Source organism: Rahnella sp. AA (genome assembly GCF_002834385.1).
Classification (GTDB): Bacteria; Pseudomonadota; Gammaproteobacteria; order Enterobacterales; family Enterobacteriaceae; genus Rahnella.
In genome coordinates this window covers 324,712-340,835 of sequence record NZ_PITQ01000007.1, presented here as the reverse complement: position 1 = coordinate 340,835, position 16,124 = coordinate 324,712, and the positions used below count along the sequence as shown (strand labels likewise).

General features: G+C 50.7%; 20 protein-coding genes and 1 other annotated feature. Of the genes, 14 read left to right on the top strand and 6 right to left on the bottom strand.

The window, feature by feature from the left end; all coding sequences use genetic code 11:
• Window positions 1-441: 441 nt before the first annotated feature.
• From clpB to rluD, 3 genes are all read right to left on the bottom strand, one after another.
• On the bottom strand, window positions 442-3,015 hold the full coding sequence (gene clpB, locus CWS43_RS18350) for an ATP-dependent chaperone ClpB (protein ID WP_101078512.1): 2,574 nt from the start codon (window positions 3,013-3,015) through the stop codon (window positions 442-444).
• A gap of 130 nt (window positions 3,016-3,145) precedes the next feature.
• A complete protein-coding gene (gene yfiH, locus CWS43_RS18345) occupies window positions 3,146-3,883 on the bottom strand; it encodes a purine nucleoside phosphorylase YfiH (protein WP_101078511.1) in 738 nt (245 codons plus the stop codon).
• Complete coding sequence (gene rluD / locus CWS43_RS18340) at window positions 3,883-4,860, bottom strand: 23S rRNA pseudouridine(1911/1915/1917) synthase RluD (RefSeq protein WP_101078510.1); 978 nt, start codon at window positions 4,858-4,860, stop codon at window positions 3,883-3,885. Before rluD ends, yfiH begins: the two co-directional genes overlap by 1 nt.
• A 130-nt stretch (window positions 4,861-4,990) precedes the next feature.
• On the opposite strand from rluD, the gene bamD reads away from it, so the two are divergent.
• From bamD to pheA, 4 genes are all read left to right on the top strand, one after another.
• Window positions 4,991-5,725 (top strand): outer membrane protein assembly factor BamD, encoded by a 735-nt coding sequence (bamD, locus tag CWS43_RS18330; protein WP_101078509.1) that lies wholly within the window; start codon window positions 4,991-4,993, stop codon window positions 5,723-5,725.
• A gap of 314 nt (window positions 5,726-6,039) precedes the next feature.
• Window positions 6,040-6,381 (top strand): ribosome-associated translation inhibitor RaiA, encoded by a 342-nt coding sequence (gene raiA, locus CWS43_RS18325; RefSeq protein WP_101078508.1) that lies wholly within the window; start codon window positions 6,040-6,042, stop codon window positions 6,379-6,381.
• Between the two features lie 135 nt (window positions 6,382-6,516).
• Window positions 6,517-6,641: a sequence feature (Phe leader region), on the top strand.
• The gene (locus CWS43_RS27800) at window positions 6,518-6,565 is read left to right on the top strand and encodes a hypothetical protein (RefSeq protein WP_369794779.1); all 48 of its coding nucleotides are present in this window, start codon (window positions 6,518-6,520) and stop codon (window positions 6,563-6,565) included. Its footprint overlaps the feature before it by 48 nt.
• A 54-nt stretch (window positions 6,642-6,695) precedes the next feature.
• Window positions 6,696-7,850 (top strand): bifunctional chorismate mutase/prephenate dehydratase, encoded by a 1,155-nt coding sequence (gene pheA / locus CWS43_RS18320; protein WP_101078507.1) that lies wholly within the window; start codon window positions 6,696-6,698, stop codon window positions 7,848-7,850.
• A gap of 72 nt (window positions 7,851-7,922) precedes the next feature.
• On the opposite strand, the gene tyrA is transcribed toward pheA, so the two are convergent.
• From tyrA to CWS43_RS18305, 3 genes are all read right to left on the bottom strand, one after another.
• Window positions 7,923-9,044 (bottom strand): bifunctional chorismate mutase/prephenate dehydrogenase, encoded by a 1,122-nt coding sequence (tyrA, locus tag CWS43_RS18315; protein ID WP_101078506.1) that lies wholly within the window; start codon window positions 9,042-9,044, stop codon window positions 7,923-7,925.
• Window positions 9,045-9,050: 6 nt separating this feature from the next.
• Window positions 9,051-10,127 carry a 3-deoxy-7-phosphoheptulonate synthase gene (locus tag CWS43_RS18310; protein ID WP_101078505.1) on the bottom strand — a complete coding sequence of 359 codons (1,077 nt, stop codon included), beginning with the start codon at window positions 10,125-10,127 and terminating at the stop codon, window positions 9,051-9,053.
• Window positions 10,128-10,411: 284 nt separating this feature from the next.
• Entirely contained in the window at window positions 10,412-11,002 is a 591-nt protein-coding gene (locus tag CWS43_RS18305; RefSeq protein ID WP_101078504.1) for a phage repressor protein CI, read from the bottom strand.
• A 171-nt stretch (window positions 11,003-11,173) separates the two neighbouring features.
• On the opposite strand from CWS43_RS18305, the gene CWS43_RS18300 reads away from it, so the two are divergent.
• The 10 genes from CWS43_RS18300 to CWS43_RS18260 all read left to right on the top strand — a co-directional run bounded on the left by CWS43_RS18300 (window position 11,174) and on the right by CWS43_RS18260 (window position 16,101).
• Window positions 11,174-11,449, top strand: a complete 276-nt coding sequence (locus CWS43_RS18300) for a DUF5347 family protein (protein ID WP_101078503.1) — start codon at window positions 11,174-11,176, stop codon at window positions 11,447-11,449.
• The gene (locus tag CWS43_RS18295) at window positions 11,449-11,670 is read left to right on the top strand and encodes a TraR/DksA C4-type zinc finger protein (RefSeq protein WP_101078502.1); all 222 of its coding nucleotides are present in this window, start codon (window positions 11,449-11,451) and stop codon (window positions 11,668-11,670) included. Before CWS43_RS18300 ends, CWS43_RS18295 begins: the two co-directional genes overlap by 1 nt.
• Window positions 11,671-11,761: 91 nt before the next feature.
• Window positions 11,762-13,705: a replication endonuclease gene (locus CWS43_RS18290; RefSeq protein WP_101078501.1), complete on the top strand. Its 1,944-nt coding sequence runs from the start codon at window positions 11,762-11,764 to the stop codon at window positions 13,703-13,705.
• Window positions 13,706-13,803: 98 nt separating this feature from the next.
• Window positions 13,804-13,998, top strand: a complete 195-nt coding sequence (locus CWS43_RS18285) for a hypothetical protein (protein WP_101078500.1) — start codon at window positions 13,804-13,806, stop codon at window positions 13,996-13,998.
• 211 nt (window positions 13,999-14,209) lie between these two features.
• Window positions 14,210-14,413, top strand: a complete 204-nt coding sequence (locus CWS43_RS18280) for a tail protein X (RefSeq protein ID WP_101078499.1) — start codon at window positions 14,210-14,212, stop codon at window positions 14,411-14,413.
• Window positions 14,404-14,625 (top strand): HP1 family phage holin, encoded by a 222-nt coding sequence (locus CWS43_RS18275; RefSeq protein WP_101078498.1) that lies wholly within the window; start codon window positions 14,404-14,406, stop codon window positions 14,623-14,625. Before CWS43_RS18280 ends, CWS43_RS18275 begins: the two co-directional genes overlap by 10 nt.
• The gene (locus CWS43_RS18270; RefSeq protein WP_101078497.1) at window positions 14,606-15,115 is read left to right on the top strand and encodes a lysozyme; all 510 of its coding nucleotides are present in this window, start codon (window positions 14,606-14,608) and stop codon (window positions 15,113-15,115) included. Before CWS43_RS18275 ends, CWS43_RS18270 begins: the two co-directional genes overlap by 20 nt.
• The gene (lysB, locus tag CWS43_RS18265; protein WP_101078496.1) at window positions 15,116-15,541 is read left to right on the top strand and encodes an Rz-like lysis system protein LysB; all 426 of its coding nucleotides are present in this window, start codon (window positions 15,116-15,118) and stop codon (window positions 15,539-15,541) included.
• Complete coding sequence (gene lysC, locus CWS43_RS27560; protein WP_232777057.1) at window positions 15,426-15,674, top strand: Rz1-like lysis system protein LysC; 249 nt, start codon at window positions 15,426-15,428, stop codon at window positions 15,672-15,674. Before lysB ends, lysC begins: the two co-directional genes overlap by 116 nt.
• Complete coding sequence (locus CWS43_RS18260) at window positions 15,637-16,101, top strand: phage tail protein (protein ID WP_101078495.1); 465 nt, start codon at window positions 15,637-15,639, stop codon at window positions 16,099-16,101. Before lysC ends, CWS43_RS18260 begins: the two co-directional genes overlap by 38 nt.
• Window positions 16,102-16,124: the final 23 nt, after the last annotated feature.

Genomic DNA, 16,124 nt, shown 5'->3' with positions numbered 1-16,124 from the left:
GTGAACAAGTCACCTAAATGAATTACTGCTTGGTCACTCTTTAAGACTTGATATTTTTTGCCACCGAAGTGGCTGATATCGTCTTGTGAGTGCCCACACAGATTGTCTGATAAATTGTTAAAGAGCAGTGAGTTACGCGCTTTCGCTTGCTAACTCGAGGTGGCGTATATTACGCTTTCCTCATTCAGTGTCAACCGTTTATTTCATCCGGTTGCCGCTGTTTTTAATCTTTCCGACCCGGTTACTTCGTGATGTTGTTCACGTTGTTCCCTGTCGATGGAGCGGCATTATAGGGAGTTCTCAGCAGGCCGCAACCCCTAATTTCAATTATTTTATCAACCGTTCAGAAAAACATCGAATGCGTTAATTACGCTCAATGAATGAATAAAAAACGGGCTCCAAATCGCTTTGGAGCCCGTAATTGGCTTTCTACACTACGGATTACTGTCTTGCGACAATGTGATCATCTTCCACATCAACAGTAATTGGCTTACCTGGAATCAGCTTACCTGACAAGATTTGCTGCGCCAGCGGGTTTTCAATCTCCTGCTGGATGGCACGTTTCAATGGACGCGCACCATAAACAGGGTCAAACCCGGTATTGCCAAGCAGTTCAAGCGCGGCATCGGTCAGCGTTGCTGAATAGCCGTGTTCTTCCAGACGTTTATACAAACGCTCCAACTGAATCTTCGCGATATTCTTGATATGCGCATGACCCAGTGGATGGAACACAACAACTTCATCTATACGGTTGATGAATTCCGGACGGAAGCTGTGTGTCACCACTTCCATGACGGATTCTTTCATCTGCGCATAGCTGGCTTCACCAAAATGCTGCTGGATAATGTCGGAGCCCAGGTTAGAAGTCATGATCACTACCGTATTACGGAAGTCGACCGTTCTGCCCTGCCCGTCGGTCAGACGACCATCGTCCAACACCTGCAATAAGATGTTGAAGACATCCGGATGCGCTTTTTCCACTTCATCTAATAAGATGACGGAATAAGGACGGCGACGCACAGCTTCGGTCAGGTAGCCGCCTTCTTCATAACCGACATAGCCCGGAGGCGCACCGACCAGACGTGACACCGAGTGCTTCTCCATAAACTCTGACATATCGATACGGACCATCGCGTCATCACTGTTAAACAGGAATGTCGCCAGCGCCTTACACAGTTCCGTTTTACCGACACCGGTCGGCCCGAGGAACAGGAATGACCCGATCGGACGGTTTGGATCTGACAACCCGGCACGGCTACGACGGATAGCATTCGATACCGCTTCCACCGCTTCGTTCTGACCGATCACCCGGTTATGCAGCTCTTCTTCCATCCGCAGCAGTTTTTCACGTTCACTTTCCAGCATGCGTGCCACCGGAATCCCGGTCCAGCGCGCCAGTACGTCGGCGATTTCCACATCTGTTACGCGGTTGCGCAGCAGCTTCATGGTTTTGCCTTCGGCCTGGGTCGCCGCAGCCAGCTGTTTTTCCAGTTCAGGAATTTTCCCGTACTGCAATTCTGACATCCGGCCCAAGTCACCTACACGTCGAGCCTGCTCAAGCGTAATCTTGGCCTGCTCAAGTTCGGCTTTAATATTCTGCGTACCGGTCAGTGACGCTTTTTCTGCTTTCCACTCTTCTTCAAGCTCAGAATATTCACGCTCTTTCTGACTCAGTTCGGTTTCCAGCATTTCAAGACGCTTAACACTGGCATCGTCAGACTCTTTCTTCAGCGCCTGCTGTTCCAGTTTAAGCTGGATGATACGGCGGTCGAGACGATCCAGAGACTCAGGTTTAGAGTCCATTTGCATACGAATGCTGGATGCCGCTTCATCTATAAGGTCGATTGCTTTATCCGGCAACTGACGGTCCGAAATGTAACGGTGCGACAAAGTAGCAGCCGCGACGATCGCCGGATCGGTAATTTGCACATGGTGATGCAGTTCGTAGCGTTCTTTGAGCCCACGCAAAATCGCAATCGTGTCTTCGACAGAAGGTTCGGCCACAAACACTTTCTGGAAACGACGCTCTAACGCAGCATCTTTTTCGATGAACTGGCGGTATTCATTTAACGTCGTCGCCCCCACACAGTGAAGTTCACCACGCGCCAGCGCCGGTTTCAGCATGTTGCCGGCATCCATCGCACCGTCGGCTTTACCTGCACCGACCATTGTGTGCAATTCGTCGATGAACAGAATGACGTTCCCTTCCTGTTTTGCCAGATCGCTCAACAGGCCTTTCAGACGTTCTTCAAATTCACCACGATATTTCGCACCAGCCACAAGCGCGCCCATATCTAATGAAAGCACGCGTTTATTTTTCAGACCTTCCGGCACTTCACCGTTAATAATGCGCTGTGCCAAGCCTTCAGCAATTGCTGTTTTACCGACGCCAGGTTCACCGATAAGAACCGGGTTGTTTTTGGTACGACGCTGCAGAACCTGAATAGTCCGGCGAATTTCCTCATCACGACCGATGACCGGGTCCAGTTTGCCCTGTTCGGCACGCTCGGTCAGATCGATAGTGAATTTCTTCAATGCCTGACGCTGGTCTTCGGCATTCTGGTCATCCACTTTCTCACCTCCACGCATTTGATCGATAGCTGCAGTAATCTTCTCAGCCGTTGCACCGCTGGCTTTCAACAGGTCTGTTAAAGAGCCGCGATCTTTCATAACGGCCAGAACGAAGAGCTCTGAAGATATAAAAGTATCAGCGCGTTGCTGCGCCAATTTGTCACAAAGATTTAAAACACGTACCAGTTCATGGGATGGTTGAACATCACCACCGGTACCTTCAACTTGCGGCAGACGCCCCAAAGTCTGATCAACATCCGTGCGCAGTTTCTGGGTATCAACCCCGGCTGCTGTTAATAAAGGACGCACGGTTCCGCCTTCTTGAGTGAGCAAAGCACTCATGAGATGGACGGGTTCGATAAATTGATTGTCGCGCCCAAGCGCGAGAGACTGAGCATCCGCGAGGGCAAGCTGGAATTTGCTGGTAAGACGATCCAGACGCATAACACCTCCAATACTGAACAAAATTGCTACTGGAGATTAGATGAGGTCAACCCTCACATTTTCAAGGTTATCTTGGCAGTATATTCGGAGGACTGCTGTTATGCGCGATGGATCGTCTTGATTCGGTAGGTTATATCAGCCAAATTAAACTTGCCAGCCGTCCGGTAACCCCGTCGCGCCGATAAGAGTAAAATTTGTCGCTGTCTGTCACAGTGCAATATTCACCGCCGTAGATGGCGCTTACGCCCACGGCCTGTAAACGCAAACGGCCTAACTGGTAGATATCAGCCATAAATTTAGAGCCTGCAGGGGTGAAAGCAACTGAAGATGCCGGATCCAAGGCGACAAAAGCGTCACGAACTTCCCCGCCGACTTCAAAACACGACGGCCCGATGGCTGGCCCGAGCCAGGCCATGATTTTGTCCGGGCTGGATACAAAACGGGATACCGTATTTTCCAACACACCTGCACACAATCCGCGCCAGCCCGCATGCGCTGCGGCCACTTCATCACCCGCCTGATTACAAAAAAGCACCGGCAGGCAGTCAGCCGTCATTGCGGCGCATACCACGCCCGGCTCACAGGAATAAGCCGCATCAGCAATTAAAGCAGGAAGTGAAGGCGTTTGCCGCGTCAGCTGAACCACATCGGTCCCATGAACCTGCTCCAGCCAATGCGGCGCAGCAGGTAAACCGGCGAGTTCAGCCAGATGCTGACGATTGGCCACAACATGTTCAGGGGAATCCCCGACATGGTTGCCGAGATTAAGCGAACCATAAGGCGGCAAGCTGATGCCGCCTTCACGGGTAGTCGCGCATGACCGCACCGTTGCCGGTTGCGGCCACTGAGGCTGAATAAGCAGGCTCATTACCAGTTCATCTGATCCTTGAATTCTTCGGTATCCGCTTTCAGCGCATTGATCAGGTCGACCATATCCTGAGGAATGGGAGCATGCCATTCCATCTGAATACCTGATACCGGATGATAAAGGCGCAGCATAGTTGCGTGAAGAGCCTGACGATCGAATCCACGCAGCATATTAATGAACGATTCGGAGGCACCTTTTGGCAGGCGCGGGCGTCCACCATAAAGCTGATCACCCAACAGGGGATGGTTAATATGTGCCATATGCACACGAATCTGGTGCGTACGGCCAGATTCCAGACGCAAACGCAAACGCGTGTGAGCACGGAAATGCTCCATGATGCGATAGTGCGTTGTCGCCGGTTTACCCGTCGGATGAACCGCCATGTGCGTACGCTTGGTGGAATGGCGCGCAATCGGCTCATTCACTGTGCCGCCTGCCGTCATTGTACCAATCGCAACCGCTTCATATTCACGCGTAATTTCACGAGCCTGAAGTGCAGTCACCAAATGCGTTTGTGCAGGAACCGACTTCGCAACCACCATCAAGCCGGTGGTATCTTTATCGAGACGGTGAACAATGCCACAACGTGGAACATCGATAATGGCCGGGTAGTAATGCAGCAGCGCATTCAGCACCGTGCCATCAGGATTCCCTGCACCTGGATGAACAACCAGATCACGGGGTTTATTGATGACTAAAATATCGTTATCTTCATACACGATATCAAGTGCGATATCTTGTGGCAGCCAACGCGCTTCTTCTTCAATTTGCGCATCGATTGCGATAGCCTCGCCACCCAACACTTTTTCTTTTGGTTTGGTCACTTTTTTGCCATTGACCGTGACCCTGTCTTCAAGGATCCAATCTTTTATGCGAGATCTTGAATAATCAGGGAACAATTCGGCCAAAGCCTGATCTAACCGTTGACCGAGTTGAGATTCGGCCACCGTTGCGGTGAGTTGTACTTGTTGTGCCATATGCAGCTTCTTGGTTAACGTTGGGTTTTCACGGCGATGCCGTTTAAAATAATGTGCTATTGTAGCTGGTCTTTGTCGGGAGCTTAACGGACAGTCTCCCAGAATAACACCTGAGGATAATCAAAACGTCATGACGCGTGTGAAATATCTGGTGGCAGCAGCCACGTTGAGCCTGGCGCTGGTCGGTTGCTCCAGTTCCAAAGAAACGGTTCCCGATAACCCGCCTAACGTCCTTTATGCCACTGCCCAGCAAAAGCTGCAGGACGGTAACTTTAAAGGCGCTATTGCGCAATTAGAAGCGCTGGATAACCGCTATCCGTTTGGGCCTTACTCGCAGCAAGTTCAGTTAGATCTGATTTATGCCTATTACAAGTCTGCTGACTTGCCAATGGCTCAGGCTTCTATTGATCGCTTTATGCGTCTGAACCCAACCCATCCAAATATCGACTACGTCATGTATATGCGTGGCTTAACAGATATGGCGTTGGATGACAGTGCACTGCAAGGATTCTTTGGTGTTGATCGTTCAGACCGCGATCCACAGCATGCACGTGCAGCATTCCGTGATTTCAGTCAGTTGATCCACTCGTATCCGAACAGCCAGTACGCCACTGATGCGACGAAACGTTTGGTCTTCCTGAAAGATCGTTTAGCGAAATACGAGCTGTCAGTGGTGCAATACTACACTAAACGTGGTGCTTACGTCGCTGTCGTTAACCGTGTAGAGCAAATGCTGAAAGACTACCCGGATACAAAAGCAACGCATGATGCGCTGCCGATGATGGAAAGTGCTTATCGCGAACTGCAGCTGAACAACCAGGCTGATAAAGTAGCGAAAATTATTGCCGCCAATAGCGCAGCGTAATTTTACATGTCCGTACACAAACGGTAGCTCAGGCTGCCGTTTTTTTTGGCTCTTTTTTGGGGGAGTGAAAACAGAAAGGATAAAAAATTGCGCGGTAAAATACAGGAAAAAACCGAAACAATAGCGTACTGATCCCATCAATCATGCCTGCTCCGGCAGCAAGTCTCAAGACCTTTCCCGCCATAAATTACCCTGGGTCACAGAATCTTCAAAGTTGACAAAAAGTGACAAAAAACCGTGGATTTGAGCACGCATTTCACAAAAAAGACTGGTATGTTGGATTCATCGGAGACGGAAAAAGAGAGGTAAGTCATATGACAGTCAACATTACCAGTAAACAAATGGACATCACCGCCGCGATTCGTGAACACATCGAAGGCCGTCTGAAAAAACTGGATAAATGGCAAACTCAGCTCATTAACCCGCACGTAATCCTGTCGAAAGGACCTCAGGGATTTGTCGCCGATGCGACCATCAGTACACCGAATGGAACACTGGTTGCAAGTGCCACACATGATGATATGTATGCTGCTCTTAATGAAATGACCGCCAAACTTGAGCGCCAGCTCAACAAAGCGCAGCATAAGGGCGAAGCCCGCCGTGCAGAATCCGGCGTCAAAGAACTCAATCTGGAACCGGTGCAGGAAGAGGAATAACCGGGTTATCCGAAAGGCAGTTCACAACGCGCTCTCAGGAGCGCGTTTTTTGTACCTGAAAGAAATCCTTATTGACACGGGGAAAACCCAGCGGTTACTTTAAGACTCAGTTCAACTTTATGGAAACAACACATACATGAATACCCGTCTGTTTTTCTTCGCATTCTTTTTTACCTTCCCCTGATTGGGAGGCGTTTCGTCGCGAAAGAATGAATGCGAAGACGAACAACAAAGCCTCCTGAAAAGGGGGCTTTTTTTATACCTGCGTTTCACACAATTTTGCTGAAAGAAAGAACATCAAAAAGGGTAATAACATGACTGAGAATTCATTACTGGCACTGCGCGAGCGCATCAGTGCATTAGATCTGAAACTGCTGGCCCTGCTGGCAGAACGACGTTCGATGGCGATTGAAGTCGCGCAATCCAAGATGCACTCTCACCGCCCTATTCGCGATAAAGAGCGCGAGATAGAACTGATTAATGCACTGATTCAGGAAGGGAAAAAACAGGGGCTGGACGGGCATTACATTACCCGTGTTTACCAGCTGATTATCGAAGATTCCGTTCTGACACAGCAGGCACTTCTTCAGCAGCACCTGAATAAAACCAGTTCTGACTCCGCGCGTATCGCGTTTCTTGGCCCAAAAGGCTCTTATTCTCACCTCGCCGCCCGTCAGTTTGCTGCCCGTCATTTCGATCAGTTCATCGAATGCGGCTGCCAGAAATTCCAGGATATCTTCTCGCAGGTGGAAACCGGTCAGGCGGATTACGCGGTGTTGCCTATCGAAAACACCAGTTCCGGCTCAATCAATGACGTTTACGATTTGCTGCAACACACCAGCTTGTCGATTGTCGGCGAACTGACTAACCCTATCGATCACTGCGTTCTGGTCGCGACCGATACGGACCTTTCGCAGATCCAGACGGTTTACAGCCATCCTCAGCCGTTCCAGCAATGCAGCCAGTTCATCAACCGCTTCCCGCACTGGAAAATTGAATATTGCGAAAGCACCGCTGCTGCCATGGAAAAAGTGGCCGCCGCAAATTCCCCGCACGTTGCCGCACTCGGCAGCGAAGCCGGTGGCGCGCTGTATAAACTGCAAGTTCTTGAACACAATCTGGCGAATCAGAAGGAAAACATCACCCGCTTCATTATTCTGGCACGCAAAGCAATTGAAGTGACCGATCAGGTTCCTGCCAAAACCACGCTGATCATGGCGACCGGTCAGCAGGCAGGTGCGCTGGTGAATGCGCTGCTGGTCCTGCGCGATCAGGGCATCATCATGACGAAACTGGAATCTCGCCCGATTAACGGCAATCCGTGGGAAGAGATGTTTTATATCGATGTGCAGGCCAACCTGCGTTCGGAAGAGATGAAAAAAGCGCTGAAGGATCTGGCCCCGATCACACGTTCCCTGAAAGTGCTCGGCTGTTATCCCAGCGAAAACGTCGTGTCTGTCGATCTCTGAACGGTTATTTGAACCAAAATAAAAGGGCGCTGCATCATGATGCGGCGCCCTTCTTTTTAACTGAATCAGCCGTTACTTACGGTTGTCGTTCGCCTGTCGCAATAACGCACCGCTTTCTTTCAGGAAGCGTGGCGCATAATCGCCAAACCAGTGCTCAACCTTTCTGAATTTGCTGATAAACGCGTCTTTATCACCGCTTTCCAGCAGCGCCAGCGCATCACCAAAACGCTGATAGTAACGCTTGATCAGAGCCAGATTGCTTTCGGAAGACATAATAATGTCTGCATAAAGCTGAGGATCCTGCGCAAACAGTCGCCCGACCATCGCCAGCTCAAGGCGGTAAATCGGCGAAGACAGCGCCAGCAATTGCTCAATCTGAACATTCTCTTCCGACAGGTGTAAGCCATACGCGAACGTCGCAAAGTGGCGCAACGCCTGAATAAAGGCCATGTTCTGATCGTGTTCAACCGCACTGATTTTATGCAACCGCGCCCCCCACACCTGCAACTGCTCCAGTAACCACTGGTACGCCTGCGGTTCGCGGCCATCGCAATACACTACAACCTGTTTTGCCAGGCTGCTGACATCCGGGCCAAACATCGGGTGCAGGCCAAGAACCGGGCCTTCGTGTACTGCCAGCATAGCCTGAAGCGGACGGTTTTTCACCGACGCCAGATCCACCAAAATACAGTCATCAGGCAGTTTTGGCAGACGCGCAATCACCTCTTCGGTCAGGTGAATCGGCACACTGACAATCACCATACCGGCATCCGCCAGTAATGTTTCCGCCTGTGGCCAGTCTTCCTGCTCCAGAACCTTGACCTGATAACCGGACAACTCCAGCAGGCGGGTAAATAAACGCCCCATCTGCCCGTTTCCGCCGATAATCACCACCGGACGTAGCGCCGGATGCAACGTTTTGAAGCCTTTATCGTTTTCGCTTGAGTAGGACTCACGCATTACGCGGCGCAATACATCTTCAATCAGATCCGGCGGAACCCCGAGGTTCTGCGCTTCCTGACGGCGGGAGGCCAGCATTGCGGCTTCCCGTTCAGGCACATAAATCGGCAAACCATAACGGCTTTTGACTTCCCCGACTTCTGCCACCAGCGCCAGACGCCGTGATAAGAGATCCAACAACGCTTTATCGACGTCGTCGATCTGATCGCGCAACGCGTTAAGTTCTGCCACCATAAAAACTTACTCTCCTGCGATTCGTGCCGCCAGTGCGTCACCCAGTTCCTGATGCATGGTGCGTAACAGGTTTTCCGTGGTTTCCCAGTTGATACAGGCATCGGTCACCGATACACCGTATTTCATTGCTGAACGTGGTTGTTCAGAAGACTGGCTACCTTCGTTCAGATGACTTTCCAGCATCAGGCCCGTAATAGAGCGGTTCCCGGCCTTAATCTGATCAATCACGGACTGAGCCACAACGGGCTGGCGACGATAGTCTTTGTTTGAGTTACCGTGACTGCAATCTATCATCAAGGAAGGATGGAGTCCCGCGTCGCTCATCTGTTTTTCACAGGCCTGAACATCTTGTGCGCTGTAGTTTGGCGTTTTGCCGCCGCGCAAAATCACATGACCGTCCGGATTCCCCTGAGTCTGCAGCAGACAAACCTGCCCGGCCTGATTGATGCCGACAAAACGGTGCGCCATTTCTGCTGCTCGCATCGCGTTGATTGCCGTGCCCAGGCTGCCGTCGGTACCGTTTTTGAAACCAACCGGCATGGATAATCCCGATGCCATTTCGCGGTGAGTCTGCGATTCCGTCGTGCGCGCACCGATTGCCGACCAGCTGAACAGATCGCCTAAGTATTGCGGGCTGTTTGGATCCAACGCTTCAGTGGCCAGCGGTAAGCCCAACCCTACCAATTGCAGCAGCAAATCACGGGCAATTTGGAAACCGGCTTCGACATCAAAAGTGCCATCCATATGCGGATCGTTGATCAGACCTTTCCAGCCCACGGTCGTGCGTGGTTTTTCGAAGTAAACACGCATAACGATGTACAGACGATCACTCAGCTCCGCTGCCAGCGTTTTCAGGTGACGTGCGTAATCGAGCGCCGCGTCAACGTCATGAATTGAACACGGGCCACACACCACCAGCAGACGAGGATCACGACCATGCACAATATCAGCGATGGTTTTACGGGCTTCGGAAATGCTGTTTTCATCACTGACGCTCAAAGGAAAGCGATTTTTCAGCTCTTCGGGTGTGATCAAAATTTGTTCAGCGGTGATATGAACGTTATTCAGGGCATCTTTTTGCATGATGGTGTTCCGCTTATCAGGAAAATGGGCTGCCATTGAGGCATCTGCGGACAACCTTAACACAGCGCGTAAACTTATCAAGCCTTAGTTGTAAACTTAAAATTACCATTACTAGCCATTAAACCAAAATATGGAAAGTTATATTTACATTAATTCTTTCAGGGTTGAGCCTGCTGTACCGTAGAAATTACACACAGTATGAAAGGATAAAGGGGAGTCAGAAAGATAAGGGGAAGTTTGCGTGATTTCCCTCAGCATCCGGGCGGATTGCTGAGGGTGAAGAATTACAGATTGCGATCCAGCGTAATAAAAACCTGCCCTAATGCCGTGACTTCTTCCACGCCGCATTCGAAATGGCTCTCCTGACGCGTCACTTTGATGCGGTTACCCGGGATACGCGCCACATCATAGACATCGACATCACCATCGATATTCAGAAGCCAGCGCCCGTTGCCCGGAATTGTGCTGCCTAAATCAATGATCCACGAGTGATTGCCTTTAACGATATAAGCGGGTTGTGACAACGAACCATCCAGCAATGAAGGATCCACAATCCAGAAGCCTTCTTCTTCGAGCACACCACCGCGCAATCTCAATTTTTTAAGCTGGCCAACGCTTTCGGCACCCGAGGAACCTGAAGCATTCACATCCTGCATGGTGCCTTTACCCGTTGCCAGCCAGCGTAATGAAACACCGGTGTCCAGCGCACAGGCAACAACCACATCGCCGGGGAAATAATTTCTTCTTACCCAGGTACTTATCGTTCCAGATGATAAACCATACAGATCACCCAGTTCTTTCTGCATGCTAAAGCCGTAAGCCTGAAGCATGCGCGTCAGAACGGCTTTTCCACCTTCGAGTTCATCTAATTGCATCTGGCGAAAACCCCTGAACTTGTAAATATCATCTTGACAACTTGCAAATGCAAGCTTAGATTGATTGTGTAATGTACCGACTGACAGCCATGATACCAAATTTACGCCGCCGTGGAGAATCTGCAATGCAATCTCAGTGCGCGTACCCGGTTTGTGAAATGAGGAGACGCAATGTTTTTAGGAACAGAGCAGCAGCGCCAGACGGGTCTTCGCCAGATAGCGCACCTGAAAGAAACCTATTTTTCTGACAGTAATAATAAAGTCGCGATTATTTTCGATCAGGCAGCGGAAAAATGGAAAATCACCTTATGTTTTCATGCGGGCCTTAAACGCCGCCATACTTTACTTAAATATTCGGAATTAGAATCAGAGGAACAATTGAAAATTATACAGGCATTATTATCACTCCGCCATTTCACGACATTATTTAATGGAGAGCTTAACTGATGGCTGACTGGATAGATGAATCGCAGGAATATCAGCTCAAAATTCTTGAAGCACAGATATCGCGGGCAACCAGAGCACCAGGCCACGCTTCAGCGCTCTTTTGCCAGGATTGTGATACGGCGATCCCTGAGCAACGCAGAAAGATTATTCCCGGCGTGCAGCGTTGTATTGAATGTCAGGAAATTAACGAGCTTAAAAGAAAAAATTATCACCCTGTATAATTAATTTTTTGAAAAATTAACCGCAGAAAAAATTCTGGAAATAAAAAATTTCTGGAAAAACATTCTATTCTATTTTTCCGGAATAATAACTATGCCAGATAATATCAGGGGCCGGGCAGCCCCTTCGCCGCCGCCTGATTTTCGCCGTAAAAGCGCAACATCATTCAACGGTCAGTGGTGGTGGAATGCTCCACGCCCTGCGCTGTCCGATCCGCGCGAAAAACCGCTGACCCGCGACTTCTGCCAGCGCCAGCAATCCGCCCTTTCACTGATAGCGACTTTGCCACGTTGTCTGCGTGCACCCTTGCACCAGCGTTATGACTATCTTCTGGAAACCAAAGGTGTTCGTGCTGCTTTTCATTTTCTGATGACGGTATTCATGCAACGTCTGTGGCCGCGCATCCGGCAGGTTAGCGCACGATACCAACTCAACCTTCAGATCTCGCAAAAGCTACTTGCTGAAGAGGAAATGTTTAACCGCTTGCCTGATCTCAATGATGATAACCTGAGGCGCCTGGCCAATAAACTGGCGGTTCATATGCAGGATGCCTATGAATATCAGTGTGAGCGATGGCTGAAAAATACACCTGAAGATCCGGGCATTCTGCTCAATGACAAAACGCAGAGTGAGATATACGGCAATCTCGCCGCGATGGTGCGCTCATGCCATGTTCAACCTCTTTACGTGAATGCCTGGGAAAAAGGTCGGATAACGGCAGAAGCTGTCGTTGCCAGTATTTCACGCCTGGTCAGCGGTGAATGGTGGGAAAGGCGACTGCGTTCGCAGCAACGCCTGTGGCGTGAGGCGCTGATGATCGCCTGTGGCTACGTAAGCCGTTCTGTCTCTCCTTATGCCAGCAAAAATGCCATACGGGATGTCATGTCCCGCCGGTTGTCCGCGCTCAATTATCTGAAACAATGCGACCTGGAAAATGTGGAATCTGGTGAAAGACTCCGTTTGCTGGACACCGTATTAGCCAGCCTGTCTAATCCCAAACTCCGCCGGATGGAGCTGATGACGCTTATCGCTGGTGTTGAGGAAGTGGCTAACCAGCACCAGGATTGCGGATTATTTATCACCTTAACAACCCCCTCTAAATATCATCCTCTTCGGACAACCGGTGCGCACTCAGCCCCGTTTTTTAATCAGAAGTGGGATCAGCACGCCCTTACGCCAAAAGATGCGCAACGCTATCTGGTCGCCGTCTGGGCAAAAATCCGCACGACCTTTAAAGACCGGAGCCTGAAAGTTTACGGCGTGCGTGTCGTAGAACCTCATCACGACGGTACGCCGCACTGGCATATGATGCTGTTTACACCACGAGCTCAACGACAGAAAGTGGTTGATGTCATGCGCAAATATGCGCTTGAAGAAGATCCGGACGAAGCTGGCGCCGCTGAATCGCGTTTTCATTGTAAGCCGCTTAACCGCGGTGGCGCTGCCGGTTATATCGCTAAATACGTGGCGAAAAATATTGATGGCTACGCGCTGGATGGCGAAACCGATTTTGATTCAGGACGTCTTCTGACAGATGTCGCTGCTGCCGTCACGGCCTGGGCATCAACATGGCGAATCCCGCAATTTCACGCCATAGGGATTCCTTCAGTCGGTGCCTGGCGCGAATGTCGCCGGATCAGAAGCCAGAACCTGGCAGACCAGTTTGATCATCGGGTGGAAGACGTTCGCTCAGCCGCCGATCGGGGGGATTTCGCCAGTTACATTCTCGCACAAGGCGGGATACATGCCCGCAGGAAAGAGCAAACAGTCCGCGTGGCACGTGAACTGAGTGAAGAACGGAATGCTTACGATGAACCCCGTAACAAAGTCATTGGTATTTACGCACCACATCTCGGTGCTTCTCATATTTTTCTGACGCACACAGAACAGTGGCGAATTGTCCGTTGCCGGCAGCCCGACCGCGTAAAACCGCCCTGCTGCTCACCTTGGAGTTCTGTCAATAACTGTGGATCGCCAGCGGGCGCTCAAAAACCGCCCATAGATACAAAAACCAGGGAAATAAAAATTTATACATAAATTCAATGAATTATATTTTTTAAAATGTCCTGAGTGTTGACGTATTAGATCAATTAAAGAATACTGTATATAAACACAGTATCTGGTAAGAGGTGAAAATGGAAAACCTGACTAAACAACAGCTAACGCTGTCCAGGATACAATTGATCGCGGACATTTCGCAGACAGCACAATGCAATCCACAAGAATTTTTGGTCGTGATGTCACTGATCTCTGAGCTGGCCAGCCAGGCGCTGACAGATGAACATGCCGATGCCCTGTATTACAACGGGAGCACAGACGATACTCACTGATGGCCAGATCCTGCGGGTGATATGAGTCAACATCACTGGCGCTTACCCTTTCGGTTTCTACCCGGACTAAGCGCCCCGCAATTTCCTCCACGCCTTTCCAAAGTCACTGTTGTGTCAGTCAGTTAACAACCCTTCCAGATTGCCGTCACACCGCCAGTTCCGCAGACTGATCTCACCTCCTGACGATCTCACTCACTTGCGGAGAACACCCATGAAAGTTTATGCAGAACAGGGCGATACCCTTGATTCAATGTGCTGGCGTTATTACAACCGCACAGCCGTTGTCGTGGAAAAAGTCTATGCCGCAAATATTGGCATCGCAGATTTGGGCCCGCTCCTGCCCCATGGTACGGCGGTTGAAATGCCCGATATTGCAGAACAACCGGTTCAGGAAGCCCTCAAATTATGGGACTGAATACAGAACGCATCAGCTCGACCTGTGCCTACTTCATTGCCACCTCACTGACCTGGCTGGCTGGTCTGACATCGCAAGACGTGGCTTTCCTGATCGGATCCGGTGTGGGTATCGGCACCTTTCTGGTCAACTGGTATTACCGGCGAAAAAGTTATCAGTTGCTGGCCCACAGCGGTCTGAGCAAAGAAACCTATGAAAACCTCAACTCTTAAACGCTGCAGTGTTGCCATCGTGCTGGGCCTGATGGCAATGCTGCCGGGATACATGTCGTTGCAGGTTTCGCAGGCAGGCTTACGTCTGATCACCGACTTTGAAGGCTGCCAGCTGCAACCTTATCAATGCAGTGCGGGTGTCTGGACCAGCGGGATCGGTCATACCGCCGGTGTAAAACCGGCACAGACTCTCACCGAACGTCAGGCGGCTGAAAATCTTTTACAGGATATCCAGCGAACCGAACGCGCTGTTAAGAAATGCATGCCCGTAGCAATGCCGCAGCCGGTTTTCGATGCCGTGGTGTCCTTCAGCTTCAACGTGGGTACCGGTGCTGCCTGTAAATCGACACTGGCATTTTTCATCAATAAACAGCAATGGCGGCAGGCTTGTGAGCAGTTACCCCGCTGGGTGTTTGTTAATGGTGAACGCAACAGCGGGCTTGAGCGCAGACGCAATGCGGAACAGGCCGAATGCCTGAAAGGAGCCTAAGTGCGTGTACTCGTGGTACTTCTCGCCACCGCGGCGTTGCTCACCGGCATCCTTTTACTCTCAAACTATTCACTGCAGCACGACCTCAATAAATCAAAACAGCAGTACAACCTGCTGGAAGTACAGCTACAGCAACGGGAAACGCTCATTGCGGAACTTAATCAACAAATGCGCCAGCGCGAACAGGCCGAACTGGCACTTCGCCAGGATCTGAGCACGGCTCAGCAGGCGATGCAATCGCGCGAACAACAACGACAAAGGAGCCTTCATGACAACCCGCAATCCCGCGCGTGGGCTGATGCTGTGTTGCCTGCTGACGTTAGCCGGCTGCACGACCGCCCCGCCTTCAGCTCCGCCAGCGATTATTTACGTTGGTTGTCCGGCAGTCAGCTCATGTCCGATACCGCCCAGCCACCCCGATACTAATGCCGGGCTGAGCGCTGATATTCTTCAACTGGAATCCGCCTTGCTGAACTGCGGTTTACAGATTGACGCCATCAAAAAGTGTCAGGAGGCACAACATGCAAAAACCGGTTCAACTTCGCCAGCGGCTGACTGAGCAGATCCCATTATTTATGACCTCACCGGAAAAACTGGTCATGACGACCGGGGCCGGCAATGTCGTGGCGACGTCCGCGCCTTCGCTTTCTTTTGAGTACCGCTATCCGCTGACGTTGACTGTCAGTGACGAGACGGCGCTCAGCGAAACGCTGGTGGATCAGATAGTCGTCATCATTCTCGACTGGCTCAGGGTTAATCAGCCCGAAATCCTCAGCAACAACCTTCATCGTCTGAGCGATTTTATCTTCACGCAGCAGGAGAAAAGCCTGGCAATCACGCTGCAACTGACCGAACGCGTACAGGTTGTCGATCAGGAGAGTGTCCGCACTATCACCCATCTGCCTGAACCGCCGCTGCCGGAAAACGTTGCGCTACCGCGCCAGGTTTACCTCAACGGAGAACTGATCAGTAGCTGGACGGTATAGCCCCTATTGTGACAACCGAAGGC